Genomic DNA, 14,609 nt, shown 5'->3' on the forward strand with positions numbered 1-14,609 from the left:
AAAAAGTAAATTTATCGCTTATGAAAGCAAAGAAAAGGGTATATTAGTCTCATGACATCGGACCACTTAATTAAGCGATAATTTGCGTCCGCTAAAAAATTTCCAGACTTTTAAATCTTGGAGTTTATCGCAATGAAATCTCTCACCCCTATCCTTAATCCACTGACCCTGCCTAATGGCGCTGTGTTGAAAAACCGACTGGTAATGGCACCGATGACCACCTGTACCGGCTTTTATGACGGTACGGTCACCAGTGAGCTGGTCGAGTACTATCGCGCACGTGCAGGCAGCATCGGAACCGTGATCGTTGAATGCTGCTTCATTGACAACCGTGGCCCGGCATTTCCGGGTGCCATTGCTATCGACAGCGACAACAAAATCCCTGGTCTGAAACGCATTGCGGACGCGATTAAATCTGAAGGCTCTACGGCCATTTTGCAGATCTATCACGGCGGCCGTATGGTGGAACCGGAGCTGATTGGTGGCAAAACGCCGGTTGCGCCAAGCGCCATCGCGGCACCGCGTGAAGGGGCAACCAAACCCCTGGCGCTGAGCGCCGAAGAAGTCGAAACCATGATCACCAAATTTGGTGATGCGGTGAACCGCGCTATCAAGGCCGGTTTCGATGGCGTCGAAATTCATGGTGCTAACACCTACCTGATTCAGCAGTTCTATTCACCGAACTCTAACCAGCGCGATGACAAGTGGGGCGGCAGCCGCGATAACCGCGCACGCTTCCCGCTGGAAGTGCTGGAAATCACCCACAAGATGGCTGAGCGCTTCGCCCATAACTCTTTCATCATCGGCTATCGCTTCTCGCCGGAAGAGATCGAAGTGCCCGGCATTCGCTTTGACGACACGCTCTATCTGCTGGAAAAACTGGCGGCGCGTGGACTCGATTACGTCCATTTCTCGGTAGGTCAGCTGCTGCGTCCGTCCATTGTCGATACCCAGGATCCGACGCCGCTGATTGAGAAGTTCGTCGCGATGCGTTCGCCTGTGCTGGCAAAAGTGCCGGTGATTGGCGTTGGCGGCGTCGTCAATAAAGCCGATGCCGAGCTGGCGCTGGAGAAAGGCTACGATCTGGTGGCGATTGGTAAAGCCTGCATCGCTTACCCGAACTGGGCTGACCGCATCATTAATAACGAACACCTCGATCTCTACATCGACAGCAACAAACGCGAAGAGCTGCAGATCCCGGAACCGCTGTGGCGCTTCTCCCTGGTCGATGCGATGATCCGCGACATGAGTGAATCGGGCCGTAAATACAAAGCGGGCGTCTATCAGGAAAAAGTCGAAGCCGAAGCGCTGAAACTGAAAATCAACGTTACGCTGGATACTGACCGTATCACTGACATCTCGCTGGTGCCGGATGACACCCTGGATGTGGACTTCACCACCACCTTTGAAAGCCTGCGTAGCCGCATCCTGGTGGCCAACAGCCCACACGTCGATGCAATTACCGGTGCGACTACCCAGAGTGAGGCGCTGAAAAAAGCGGTTTCACGCGCGCTGACCACCTCCAGCAAAGAGCATGTGATTGAAGAGGGCGGCAACCCTAACGCACCGCAGAATTACGATGTGGTGATTGTGGGCAGCGGCGGCGCCGGTCTTGCGGCGGCGATTCAGGCGCACGATGAAGGTGCGCGCGTGGTCATCATCGAGAAGATGCCGACCATCGGCGGTAACACCATTAAAGCTTCAGTGGGCATGAACGCCGCGGAAACCCGTTTCCAGAAACTCAAAGGCATCGAAGACAGCAAAGAGCTGTTCTACGAGGAGACGCTGAAAGGCGGTCAGTTTAAAAATAATCCGGTGCTGCTACGTGAGTTTGTAGAGCTGGCGCCGGAGGCTATCGAGTGGCTGGCGAATCACGGCATTGAGCTTAACGACATCACCATTACCGGCGGGATGAGCATCGATCGTACCCACCGTCCGGCGGATCGTTCAGCGGTGGGTGGCTTCCTGATCAGCGGTCTGGTTAAAAACATCAACAGCCGCAACATCGAAGTCCTGCTGGAAACCTCAGTCTCAGAAATCCTTTATGAGAACGGTGCGGTAGCGGGTGTGAGAGTGGTCGATGAGTACAACGACAGCCGTATCCTGAACGCGAAAAGCGTGATTGTGGCGACTGGCGGATTCAGTGCGAACCGTGAACTGGTAGTGAAATATCGCCCTGAACTCGATGGCTTTGTCACCACCAACCACAAAGGCGCCACCGGCAGCGGTATTGCCATGCTGGAAAAAATTGGTGCCGGTACCGTGGATATGGGCGAAATCCAGATTCACCCAACGGTTGAACAGACCACCTCTTATCTGGTCTCCGAATCCATTCGTGGCGGCGGTGCTATCCTGGTCAGTCAGGCGGGTGAGCGCTTCTACAACGAAATGGAAACCCGCGATAAAGTCTCGGCGCAGATTATCGCCTTGCCAGAGAAGAGTGCCTGGATTGTGTTTGACGAGCAGGTGCGGATGAATAACAAAGCGGCTGACGAATATATCGCCAAAGGCTTTGTGGTCAGCGCGCCAACCGTGGCAGAACTGGCGGTGAAACTCAACATGAGTGAGCATCATACGCTGGAAGCCACGCTGGCCCGTTACAACAACTTCGTTATCATGCAGAAAGATGAAGACTTCGGTCGTCAGACCGCGCTGCGTCATCCTCTGAGTGAAGCACCGTTCTACGCGATTCGTGTTGCACCGGGCGTACACCACACCATGGGCGGCGTCACCATCGACACCACCACCGCGGTGCTGGACAGCCAGAAACAGGTGATTAACGGCGCCTGGGCCTGTGGCGAGGTGGTTGGCGGCATTCACGGCGCGAACCGCATCGGCGGTAACGCAGTCGCCGATATCATTATCTTCGGCATTCTGGCCGGTGGTAACGCCGCCGCTTACGCCCTACGTTAAGGGTCGTCTCCGGCATCCGCGCTCTGCGGATGCCGCTCTTTTCTTTTTAAAGCAGAGTCGCCTATGTTAACTGATGCGCGTGTCTATGCTTACTCCGCTGTCTTAATGGGTTCACCCATCCTGCTCAAACTCTTCGACGATAATCAGACCCTGGCCGGACAGGTCTTCCGCCTGATTAAACAGCAGGAGAATCTCTTCACGGTTAACCGCGCGGCGTCGGAAGTGATGGCGATTAATCACGCGGCAGGGCAGCATCCGGTGGTCGTCAGTCAGCCGGTGTTTGACCTGATCGCCTGCGCGCATGCGGTGAGCCTGCTGCCCGACAGCCTGTTTAATCTGGCTATCGGCCCGCTGGTGAAGTGCTGGAAAATCGGCTTTCAGGGCCACCGTGTTCCATCAGAGACAGAACTTCAGGCGCGCATGGCGCTGACGAATCCGCATGACGTTATTCTTGATGACGCAAGCCGCAGTGTCATGCTGGCCCGGCCGGGGATGGAGATTGACCTGGGCGCCATCGCCAAAGGCTATATCGCCGATGTTGTGCAGGCATTCTTGCGCCAGCAGCAGGTCAGCAGTGCGCTGATTAATCTGGGCGGAAATGTGCAGACAGTGGGTGCGCCGCCAGAAGAGGCGGGCTGGGCAATCGGCCTGAAAAAACCGTTTGGTGAGGCCGATGAGCTGATCGGGGTGATCGGGGTGAATAATCGCTCGGTGGTGACATCCGGTATCTATGAGCGTTATTTCGAGCTGGATGGCGTCTGTTATCACCACATCCTCGACCCGCGTAGCGGTTATCCGCTGGATAATGACCTGCTGAGCGTCACTGTGATCTCTGACCGGTCACTGGATGGCGACATCTACACCACACTGCTTTACGGCCTCGGCGTTGAACAGGGCATTGCCTGCCTGGCAGAGCAACTGGGCATTGAAGCGATATTTGTGACCCGTGACAGGCAGGTGATCTGCTCGTCACAACGTCACTTTTCTTTTCAGTTACTGGACACCGATTACCGGCTGGTTCACTGACAATATTGTTTGAGTAAAGTGTGATACTCCGGCTGCAGGCGATAGCGATAAACCGGACGGCCCGTGACCCCATAATGAATGCTGGTGAACAGGATATTAATCTGCGCCAGCCAGATCAGGTACTTGCGGCAGGAGACGCGGGAGATATTCACCTCGGTTGCCAGTTCGTCGGTGGAGAACTCGGTACCCGGGTGGGCGTCGATCCACAGACACAGGGTGCGCAGGGTCTGCGGTGTTAATCCTTTCGGCAGTCGCTTCTGCTCGCTGGCCCCCGGCGGATTGCCATGCAACAACTGATCAACGTCCGACTGCTGATAGAACTGATGATTATCCATCAGCGATTTTTTCTGTCGCCAGCCAGTCAGCGCCTCTTCAAAGCGGGCAAACTGGAAAGGCTTGATCAGATAATCCACCACACCGTAGTTGAGTGAGGTTTTGATGGTGGCGGCATCTGCTGCTGACGAGATAATAATCACGTCAACCGGACGTCCTGCGCTGCGCAGTTCCGGCAACAGGTCGAGACCGTTCTCCTGCTGCATATAGATATCCAGCAGGATCAGATCAACCTGAGGTTCGGCCTGCGCCAGCCGCTCTTTGGCCTGCTGTAAGGTTGAGGCGGTGCCGCAGCAGGTAAAGCCTGGGATCTGCCCGATATAACAGCGATTCAGCTCGGCTACCATGGCGTCATCATCGACAACTAACACATTGATCATTGGGTAATCATTCCTCTCTCCCACGGAAGTTGTACTAAGAATTGGGTGAATACACCCGGTTCCGACTCGACACTGACACTGCCGCCCAGGCTTTCGGTCTGCTGCTTCACCAGAAACAATCCGACACCGCGATCTTCGCCTTTTGACGAGACGCCACGCTCAAAAATGGCGCTGAGCTGCGTACCGCCGATCCCGGGTCCGTCATCACTCACTTCACAGGCTAACCAGCCATTCTGATAATGCAGCATGAGGTGGATCTCCCCTTCGGTTTCAGGGTCCAGCGCCTCAAGCGCATTTTCAATTAAATTGCCCAGCACCGTAATCAGTACCGCGCTCTGCTCCTCGCTGCCGCAGTCGGGCAGAAAACTCGCCTCATCGATAATCAGCTGATGGCCTTCATCGGTCACCCGGTTGATTTTGCTGAGCAGGAAACCCGCAATGATGGGCGATTTGATCTTTTGCAGCAGCGAACCAATCTCCGTCTGATAGGCGTTGGCGGTTTTCAGGATGTACTCTTCCATCTGCGCATAGTTTTTCATATGCAGCAGGCCCAGAATGACATGCAGCTTGTTCATGAACTCATGGGACCGTTCACGTAACGCGTCTACATAGTTTACCATGCCGTCCAGACGCTGCATCAGCTGGCTGATCTCGGTCTTGTCCCTGAAGGTGGTCACCGCGCCGATAATGCGGTCACGACTGCGAACCGGCACGGTATTGCTGATCAGGATGCGATTACCCAGCGTCAGCTCCTGATCGTGCCAGGCTTTGCCCGCATGCAGCGCATCCTGCTGATGGCGGTGCATTACGCTCTCTTCAGCAATCAGATCGCCGCTTAATGGCATCTTGCGGGTGGTCTCATGCAGCAGCTGCTGCGCCGCGTGGTTAATCAGGCTGACGCGTGACTCATCATCTACCGCAATCACACCCTCTTTAATAGAATTGAGGATCGCCTGACGCTGCTCGAACAGGCTGGAAATTTCGTGCGGCTCCAGCCCGAGCAATATGCTCTTCAGGCGCCTGACCAGAATAAGAATCCCCAGCAGACCCACCAGGCCGCCAAATAAGACAGTCCAGACAATGTTCCAGCGGCTTTTGGCAATCTGCGCCGCCACATCATTCAGCGCAATACCGATCGCCACCACACCAATCTGCTGATGCTCTGCGTTATAGACCGGGGTAAATACCCGCAGTGCCTCTACCAGCACGCCGTGATTTACCGCCACATTTTCCCGCCCGCTGAGGGCCGGATAGATATCGTTGCCGACAAAATGTTTGCCAATCACCGCCGCGTTCGGGTGTGAAAAGCGAATGCCACGCATATCCGTCACCACCACAAACAGCAGGCCGTTGCGTTTGCGCGCGGCTTCAGCCAGTGGCTGAATCTGGCTGCTGCCGTCCGGTAACAGTAACCCACGCTGCACTTCAGGGCTGTCTGCCAGAGTGCGTGCCACTGCCATCGCCTTATCTTTAAGATGCGACTGAGCAAAGTTATCGATCTGCACAAAATAGAGCAGATGGACAGCGAGCAGCACGGTGACGATAACCGCGGTCATCATCAGGGTGGTCAGGGTACTGAGTTTCATGGGTCGTTTAGTCACGGCATGTCGGTTCTGTGGTTGGCTTGTCATTGGCGTTCAGCACGGGTGGGAGATCGCCCGGAAACATACGCTAACTGACCGCATCAGTACAGTTTTAGCGGTCTTCGCGCGGGCAATCGCCGGAGAACAATATTTGTGTTAGGGGATTGTATAATTCAAAGGACACCCTTAATGTGTGGTTAAAATATGTGAGCAATTCGGTAAGCCTTTTGTAATTAAATTAAGGCTAAATTGCTATTTTTAATTTTATAACTATTTTCACATTAACTCACAAATAACATTATTTTAAACTTTAAGGACTTTTTTTAACCAGTACCGTCTGAGCTGTAGATTAAAATGATGAATTCAAAGAAAGTTATTCCCACTCTTTCCCTCGCGGCCTTGTTAGTTTCTTCAGCACTGCATGCTGAAACTTCACCAGAAAAAACCGACGTCCTGTTAATTGGTGGCGGCATCATGAGCGCCTCAATGGGCACCATGCTGGAAGAGCTGCAGCCTGGCTGGAAACAGATCATGGTTGAGAAGCTGGATGGTGTGGCACTGGAATCCTCTAACGGCTGGAACAACGCCGGTACCGGTCACTCTGCCAATATGGAGCTGAACTATACGCCTGAGCGTAAAGACGGCTCGATCGACGTGACGAAAGCGCTGGAAATCAACGAAGCCTTCATGGTTTCACGACAGTTCTGGAGTTCGCAGATCAAAGAGGGCGTGATGCACGATCCGCGCTCTTTCATCAACTCAACGCCACACATGAGCTTCGTCTGGGGCGACAACGTCGACTTCCTGACTAAACGCTATGCGGCGTTACAGAAAACCGCGCTGTTCCAGGGCATGAAGTTCTCTACCGATCACAAGCAGATCGAGCAGTGGGCACCGCTGGTGATGGAAGGTCGTGATCCACAGCAGAAAGTGGCCGCAACCTGGACGCCAGTTGGCACCGACGTAAACTACGGTGAAATTACCCGTCAGCTAATCGGCAGCCTGAAGAAGAATGACAACTTCCGTCTGGAAACCTCGTCTGAAGTCACCGATTTCAAACGTAACGGTGATAACTCATGGCACGTCACCATTAAAGATGCCAAAAACGGCAACGAGCGTGCAGTTGACGCGAAATATGTCTTTATTGGTGCTGGCGGCGGCGCGCTGAAATTACTGCAGAAAACCGGCATCCCGGAAGCGGAAAACTATGCAGGCTTCCCGGTCGGCGGTTCATTCCTGGTAACCGAAAACAAGGCGATTGCCGATCGTCACCTGGCGAAAGTCTACGGTCAGGCGTCTACCGGTGCACCACCGATGTCCGTTCCGCATCTGGATACCCGTTATCTGGATGGCAAACGCGTCGTGCTGTTTGGACCGTTCGCGACCTTCTCAACCAAGTTCCTGAAAAATGGTTCACTGTTTGACCTGCTGAGCACCACCACTACTCATAACATCGTGCCAATGACCGACGTGGGTATGGATAACTTCGACCTGGTGAAATACCTGGTTGGCCAGGTGATGCTGACAGAAGAAGATCGCTTCGAAGCGCTGAAAGAGTACTACCCGGACGCGAAGAAAGAGGACTGGAAACTGATTCAGGCCGGTCAGCGCGTACAGATCATCAAGAAAGATGCTGACAAAGGTGGCGTGCTGAAACTGGGTACAGAAATTGTGACCGATCAGCAGAAAACCGTGGCGGCACTGCTGGGTGCTTCTCCTGGTGCATCGACCGCTGCGCCTATCGCGTTAAGCGTGATGCAGAAACTGTTCCCGGAAGAGTTTAAGTCAGCGGAATGGCAGGCTAAGATCCACAAGATGATCCCAGGCTACGGTCAGAAACTGAATGACAACGTGCCGATGCTGCAGCAGGTATGGAATGACACCGCTGCGACTCTGCAACTGACCACGCCGCCGGTTATCAACATGGATGGCAAAGCAGCCGAGGCGCCAGCAGCACAGCCTGAGCAGGCAGCGCCTTCAGCGAAGCACGACATGGCGCTGTAACAGCGACCTGACGTAAAAAAAAGCCCGCACAGGTTATCCTGCGCGGGCTTTTTTATTGCCGCGTTGTCTGCCCGTTACTCCGGCTGGTTACCGCGCCAGTTGCCCCACGGATCTTCTGCGGGTGCTTGATCCGCCTCTTCAGACGTTGCTTCGCGGGAGGCCGGTTCCTCTTTTAACGAGGCGAGATAAAGCGCTTCGACTTCAGCCCGCGCCCAGGGCGTGCGCCGCAAAAACTTCAGGCTTGATTTAACACTCGGATCGCTTTTAAAGCAGTTAATGTTGATCCGTTTTCCCAGCTCCGCCCAGCCATACTGCGCGACTAAACTGTTTATCTGCATCTCCAGCGTTACGCCATGCAGAGGATCTTTTGAGGTTTGTGCGTTCATCATCTATCCGCCTGATTCATTCAATGCCGCACATCCTGACAATCGTAAAGCCGTTGTGCAAGGCGTGAAGGTGAAAAAGGGCATGCCGTGGCGCGTTAAGCGCAGATTTATGTGTCTGAGTTAACGTGACAGGCAGAAGAGTGCGCAGGCGTGCGGCGATTGTGCTAATCATAAGCGACTGATGATGCTCAAAAAGGATCTCCTGCCATGTCTGTGCCCGTCGATAATCTGCTCAGCTCCGCCAGCCGTAAACGTGCTCTGATTGCCGGTTCGGTAGGTAATTTCATTGAATGGTATGAGTTTGCCGTCTATGGCTTTCTAGCCACCGTGATAGCGCAGAACTTTTTCCGGCTGGATGGGGAGTCAGCGCTGACCGGGCTTCTGCTGACCTATGCGTCATTCGCCATCGCCTTTTTCTTCCGTCCACTCGGTGCAATCATTTTCGGCCGGATGGGTGACCGTATCGGGCGCAAACCCACGCTGATATTTGTGTTGATCATGATGACGCTGGCGACGGCGGCTATCGGCCTGGTGCCCACCTATGCCCAGTTGGGCATCCTGGCGCCGCTGATCGTGACCGGTCTGCGCATTCTGCAGGGCCTGTTCGCGGGGGGTGAGTATGGCGGGGCGGTATCGCTGATGACCGAGTTTGCACCACGCGGTAAGCGGGGACTTTATGGGGCGTGGCAATCTTTTACTGTGGCGCTGGGATTACTGGCTGGCGCGGGCATCGTAGCGCTGCTCTCACTGCTGCTGTCGCCGGAGCAGATGCTGAGCTGGGGCTGGCGCATCCCGTTCTTCCTTGCCCTGCCGCTGGGTGTCATCGCGCTCTGGCTGCGGGTTCAGATGGAGGAGACCCCGGCGTTTATTCAGCAGCAGGCAAAACCCGTTGTAAAAGTTGACGCCAGCTTGGGCGATACGCTGAAAACGATCCTGCTCGGTATCTGTCGGCTGATGGTCTGGTCGGCGGCCGGTTACACCTGGCTGGTGATTATGCCGACGTACCTGCAGGCATCGCTGCACACCGGTTTTAACCAGGCGTTGCTGATTGCGGTGATATCGAACCTGGGCTTTGCTGCCACCATCATCCCGGCCGGCATGCTGAGTGACAGGATTGGCCGCCGTGCGGTGATGGTGACAGCGGCGGTATTGCTGCTGGTGCTCTCTCTGCCGCTGCTTAACATACTTCAGGCAGAGAGCACCGGGCTGCTGCTTAAAGCGCTGGTGGTGTTTATCGCGGGCGGAGTAGTCGGGTTGCTGGCCGGACCGGGGCCTGCAATGCTGGCAGAGATGTTCCCGACGCGGGTGCGTTATACCGGACTGGGTCTGGCCTATTCGCTTTCTAACGCGGTGTTTTCTGGCTGTGCCGGATTGATCATCACCGGGTTGATTAAACAGACCGGTAATCCCGATATCCCCGCCTGGTATGTGATGGCGACTGCGCTGGTCAGTATTGTTGCGTTGATGACCCTGAACAAAGATGATCATCTGCGGCTACTGGATGAGCCACCGTCGCGCTAAGTGTCGGCAAGCAAGCTGAGCGGGAAATTCAGGCTGCATAAGTGTTATGCAGCCTTTTTTACTGACAGGTCTGCCGGGAAGGGCAACAAACAAGCCTGCTTATCAGAAATGCAGCTGTAATATCACTGGCGTAACGTGCCGCTCTGTTCAGGCCGATGTAACAGGGTTTTATTCCGTAAGCGATTCAGCCGGATCAACGTCACTGACCTTCTCGCGTCATCAACACCGCCAACAGGTCTGAAGCCAAAGAGGATGCTGGAGAGAAGGATTCAGACAAGGTCATTCACTTTGCGATGATGGCAAACTGAAAACCTGATCACGGCAATTAACTTTATGAGCATGGTTGTCGGCAATAATGATGACAGCAGCCATAATCATACCGAGAAGAATGATAACTATTTTACGCAGGAGCATAAGCGTTAATTCCTGTGAAATTAAACTATTCTTATCTGTAATATGTTATTCACTTTTATCAGTGACTTAACGTGAGTGTTGATTAATTATGGCTGAAGTAACATCTTTATATATTGATCGCGATGCGGTTTTCCAGACTCTGCTGAAATAAAGGCGTCATGCAAATTATAAAATAAACGAAATCTAAATGAGGGAATAAAAGCTGTTATTTTATCTTGTGTCTGTTTGACTGAAAAGGGTTGAATCTGTATGGCAGCAGGCTGCGAAGATAAAAAGCTGAATAACGGCCCACAGTTGAACACTGCGGGCAGCACGCTGGACCCGGTCCGGACTCATCCGACAACCGGATCCCGAGGGTGGCGGCAGTCATCACTAACTTTAAACAGATTACAGACTGAGAACGGTGTCGTCAGATTTCTGTTTCTCCGGCTGAGTGATGAAATCCTGTGCCAGATCGGCGACGATGGCTGCAACGGTTCGCACCGATTTGATCATCGAGATGCCGGTGCCTGTCGAAACGACGCCTTTGTCAAAATTGCCCAGTCGCATCGCCTGCCATAAAGAGTGGTAGCCATTCATTGCAGTGAACAGGGTTTCACGGTCAGCGCCGTGCGCATCAAGTTCTGCCAGCCTGGGGCTGAGCGGCGTGGGCAATGTACGGTAATAAGCGGGCAGGGTGCGGAAAAGTAGCAAATCTTCTGCGCTCGATGAAACAATCAGCTGCTTAACCTTCTCATCCGCCGGGTTCTCCTGCGCGGTTAAAAACAGGCTGCCTATCCAGACGCCTTCTGCACCTAACGCCATGGCTGCACGCACGCCACGCACATCCCCAATGCCGCCTGCCGCCAGCACCGGAATTTTCACACTGTCAGCGATCATAGGCACGATGCTGAACGTTCCGATAATGCGTGATGGCACGGTGCCGCCTTCATCAAATCCGGTTGCGACAATGATATCGGCGCCAAGCTTTTCAGCCTGCTGAGAATTCGCTACGTCAGGCGTCAGCGCACGAAAAAGGATTTTGATGCGATGTTGTTTCAGAAAATCGAATATTTCGGCATCAAGCACTTCATTAACTAAAACGACCTCCACCTTCTCTTCAACAAACATTTCAGCGGTGGGTCGCCAGAAACTCATATCCGGCCCATTGATCAGAGTTGCTCCAAAAGGTTTATCGGTCAGCTGTTTGGTTTTTCTGATTTGCTCACGCATGCGCTCCAGCGCCATGAAACGAGAGTCCGGCAATGTATCCTGCCCGGCGTTGGGGCCAATTATGCCTAATCCGCCTGCGTTGGATACTGCGGCAACAAACGTTGCATTGGTCAGAAAGTACATGGGTGCCTGAATAATGGGATAGCGAATATTCAGAATTTCTGTCACACGGTTTTTCATCGCTTTTTCCTTATCCGGATACGGTGTAGCCAGACTTATTCGTTAAAATAAGAATTTTTTTACAGGCCGTTTTATTTTTATTCTCTTAGCCAAAACAGGGAGTTTAATAGTTGAAAATAAGAAGTAAATGGTCAGAATTGGGTACATGTTTGCCAGATATGGAAAGATAATGGATCTCAACGCGACAAAACTCTTTATTGCAGTCGTTCAGGCAGGCAGCTTTTCAGCGGCAAGCGAGAGAACAGCTATCCCCATCTCTACGCTGGTGCGGAAAGTGAACGAGCTGGAGCGGGCACTGGGTGTACAGTTGCTGGAGCGATCAAAGAAAGGGGTCAGGCCGACCTATAAAGGACAACAGTTCTTTGAGCAATCGCGACCTGGCCTTGAATTGCTGGAAGAGGCCACCAAAACGGTCAGGTCTGCGCACAAACTGGCGGGCAAGCTGCGAATATCGGTGCCGCCTGACTTCACCATCTGGTGGGAGTTGCTGCATGTATTTCAGCAACGCTATCCTGATATCAAAGTGTTTTGCCACTCAGGGGAAAGAGTGGTGGATCTGTTTGAAGATGGCATTGACGTGGCACTCAGGCTGGGCGAGTTGCATACCGAGGATGTAATTGCGAAACCGGTTATGAATGTCGAGGCATGGTTTGTTGCCACGCCTGAACTGGCTGAACGCTTTGGACATCCGCAGACGCTGGCGGCGCTGGCGACGTGTCCGATAGCCAGCTGGGAAGGGCTTAACAGTGGTTCCTTTGAGTGGGTATCCGGAGACGAGAAGGTAAAGTTTGAGCCGTTTTTTTCCTCTAACAACACGCAGGGCCTGCGCCACTATGCACTGAGCGGTGCCGGGGTATCGCTGTTGTTTGATTTTTTAGTGAAACCTGATGTGGAGAGCGGGAAGCTGGTGCGGCTGCTGCCCAGTTATCCGACTCACTCGATGCCCTTACATCTGGTCTATGTCCGGCACAAACATCCTTCAGCCATCACACTCGCGTATCTGGATTTTTGTGCTGAATGGGTAAGTCAATACAAGATCGGCTAGGGGCTACACAAAAGGGGCAGAGGCGGAGGTGTCCGGCAAACCAGCGCACAGGCGCTGTGGCCTCACCGATGAATGAAAGGGATAAAAACATAAAAAGAAAAGGCGCCCGGAGGCGCCTCTGATAGTGATCCTGACGCCACTATTTACACCAGCTGCTGTGCCGTGGTTTCCACCAATGTCAGCAACACTTTGATATCTTCCAGCGTCACTGTCGGATTCAGCAGGGTCATCTTCAGGCAGGTCACGCCATCGAACTCGGTCACGCCAACGTTGGCGCGGCCCGATTCCAGCAGGGCATCACCGATACGCTGATTCAGCAGCGCGATATCTGCACTGCTGAAGTGCGCCAGATGCGCCGGACGATAGCGGAACAGCACGCTGGCCAGTTGCGGTTTCATCACCAGCTCCAGCGCAGGCTGCTCATCAACGTACTGTGCAACCTGCTGTGCCAGCGTCACACCGTGATCGATGATTTCGGCATACTGTTTCTGACCCAGCGCTTCCAGGCCCATCCACAGTTTCAGTGCATCGAAACGGCGGGTGGTCTGAAGGGATTTGGATACCAGATTCGGCACACCCTGCGCTTCATCAAACTCAGAGTTCAGATAGGCCGCCTGGTAGCGCATCAGCTCATAGTGGCGCGCTTCCTTCAGCAGGAAAGCACCACAGCTGATGGTCTGGAAGAACTGCTTGTGGAAGTCCAGGGTAATAGAATCGACCAGCTCAATGCCATCCAGATAGTCACGATACTTTTCTGAGAGCAGCAGCGCGCCGCCCCAGGCCGCATCGACGTGCACCCAGATGTTCTCTTCGGCCGCCAGCGCCGCGATTTCGCGCAGGGGATCGATCGCACCAGCATCGGTAGTACCCGCCGTGGCAACAATCGCCAGAATGTTTTCACCGTTGGCTTTGGAGGCTGCCAGTTTGTGGCGCAGGTCATCCATATCCATGCGGGCAAAGCGATCGCATTTCACCTGCGTCACGGATTGATAGCCCAGACCCAGCAGCGCCATATTCTTCTGAACCGAGAAGTGCGCATTCTCTGAACAGAAGACTTTAATCTTCTTCAGATCGCCGGTTAAACCATCCTGCTGAACAGAATGACCCTGACGGGCAAACCAGGCGTCACGCGCCAGCATCAGACCCATCAGGTTGCTCTGGGTGCCGCCGCTGGTAAAGACACCTGCGTCGCCGGACTGATAACCGACCTGGATGCGCAGCCACTCGATCAGCTTCATCTCAATCAGGGTGGCTGAAGGTGCCTGGTCCCACGAATCCATACTCTGGTTGGTGGCATTAATCAGGACTTCCGCCGCCTGGCTGATAACCAGGCTCGGGCAGTGCAGATGCGCCACACACTGCGGGTGATGAACCGACAGGCTGTCTTTGAGGAAGTACTCAATGGCGCGTTCAATCGCGGCCTGGTTGCCCAGGCCCAGAGGATTGAAGTCCAGCTTAATGCGCTCGCGCAGCTCTGCGACGGTTTTTCCCTGATACATCTCAGGTTGTTCCAGCCACTTCACGACGGCCGCGCTACTCTGGGCAATCGCCTGCTGGTAGGCCTCGGTACTCTGTGCTGAGGCCGCCAGAATCGGGTTTAACCGGGACATTG

General features: G+C 53.9%; 10 protein-coding genes. 5 read left to right on the forward strand and 5 right to left on the reverse strand.

Annotation, left to right across the window (positions count from 1 at the left end):
- Positions 1-132: 132 nt before the first annotated feature.
- Entirely contained in the window at positions 133-2,913 is a 2,781-nt protein-coding gene (locus tag LC417_RS12145; protein ID WP_223565895.1) for a flavocytochrome c, read from the forward strand.
- Positions 2,914-2,976: 63 nt separating this feature from the next.
- Positions 2,977-3,939 (forward strand): FAD:protein FMN transferase, encoded by a 963-nt coding sequence (locus LC417_RS12150; protein ID WP_187491863.1) that lies wholly within the window; start codon positions 2,977-2,979, stop codon positions 3,937-3,939.
- Here LC417_RS12150 and dcuR read toward each other — a convergent pair.
- Both dcuR and dcuS read right to left on the reverse strand, forming a co-directional pair.
- Positions 3,933-4,652 (reverse strand): two-component system response regulator DcuR, encoded by a 720-nt coding sequence (gene dcuR / locus LC417_RS12155; protein ID WP_009093030.1) that lies wholly within the window; start codon positions 4,650-4,652, stop codon positions 3,933-3,935. The genes LC417_RS12150 and dcuR overlap by 7 nt on opposite strands.
- A complete protein-coding gene (dcuS, locus tag LC417_RS12160) occupies positions 4,649-6,238 on the reverse strand; it encodes a DcuS/MalK family sensor histidine kinase (protein WP_052271588.1) in 1,590 nt (529 codons plus the stop codon). Before dcuS ends, dcuR begins: the two co-directional genes overlap by 4 nt.
- Before the next feature lie 351 nt (positions 6,239-6,589).
- Between dcuS and mqo the strand changes: the two genes are divergently transcribed.
- Positions 6,590-8,239: a malate dehydrogenase (quinone) gene (gene mqo / locus LC417_RS12165; RefSeq protein WP_029519609.1), complete on the forward strand. Its 1,650-nt coding sequence runs from the start codon at positions 6,590-6,592 to the stop codon at positions 8,237-8,239.
- 74 nt (positions 8,240-8,313) lie between these two features.
- Here mqo and LC417_RS12170 read toward each other — a convergent pair whose 3' ends face one another.
- On the reverse strand, positions 8,314-8,625 hold the full coding sequence (locus LC417_RS12170; protein WP_223566039.1) for a VF530 family DNA-binding protein: 312 nt from the start codon (positions 8,623-8,625) through the stop codon (positions 8,314-8,316).
- A 207-nt stretch (positions 8,626-8,832) separates the two neighbouring features.
- Here LC417_RS12170 and LC417_RS12175 point away from each other — a divergent pair, with 207 nt between their 5' ends.
- Positions 8,833-10,146, forward strand: coding sequence for an MFS transporter (locus tag LC417_RS12175; protein ID WP_223565896.1), 1,314 nt, complete (start codon positions 8,833-8,835; stop codon positions 10,144-10,146).
- 801 nt (positions 10,147-10,947) lie between these two features.
- Here the strand turns inward: LC417_RS12175 and LC417_RS12180 are convergent.
- Complete coding sequence (locus tag LC417_RS12180) at positions 10,948-11,952, reverse strand: nitronate monooxygenase family protein (RefSeq protein ID WP_159226787.1); 1,005 nt, start codon at positions 11,950-11,952, stop codon at positions 10,948-10,950.
- A 169-nt stretch (positions 11,953-12,121) separates the two neighbouring features.
- On the opposite strand from LC417_RS12180, the gene LC417_RS12185 reads away from it, so the two are divergent.
- Positions 12,122-12,997 (forward strand): LysR family transcriptional regulator, encoded by an 876-nt coding sequence (locus LC417_RS12185; protein WP_223565897.1) that lies wholly within the window; start codon positions 12,122-12,124, stop codon positions 12,995-12,997.
- 143 nt (positions 12,998-13,140) lie between these two features.
- Here LC417_RS12185 and LC417_RS12190 read toward each other — a convergent pair whose 3' ends face one another.
- The gene (locus LC417_RS12190; RefSeq protein ID WP_033786964.1) at positions 13,141-14,607 is read right to left on the reverse strand and encodes an aspartate aminotransferase family protein; all 1,467 of its coding nucleotides are present in this window, start codon (positions 14,605-14,607) and stop codon (positions 13,141-13,143) included.
- Positions 14,608-14,609: the final 2 nt, after the last annotated feature.

Origin of the sequence: Pantoea sp. OVA07A (assembly GCF_019969975.1) — a bacterium.
Taxonomy (GTDB): Bacteria; Pseudomonadota; Gammaproteobacteria; order Enterobacterales; family Enterobacteriaceae; genus Pantoea; species Pantoea agglomerans.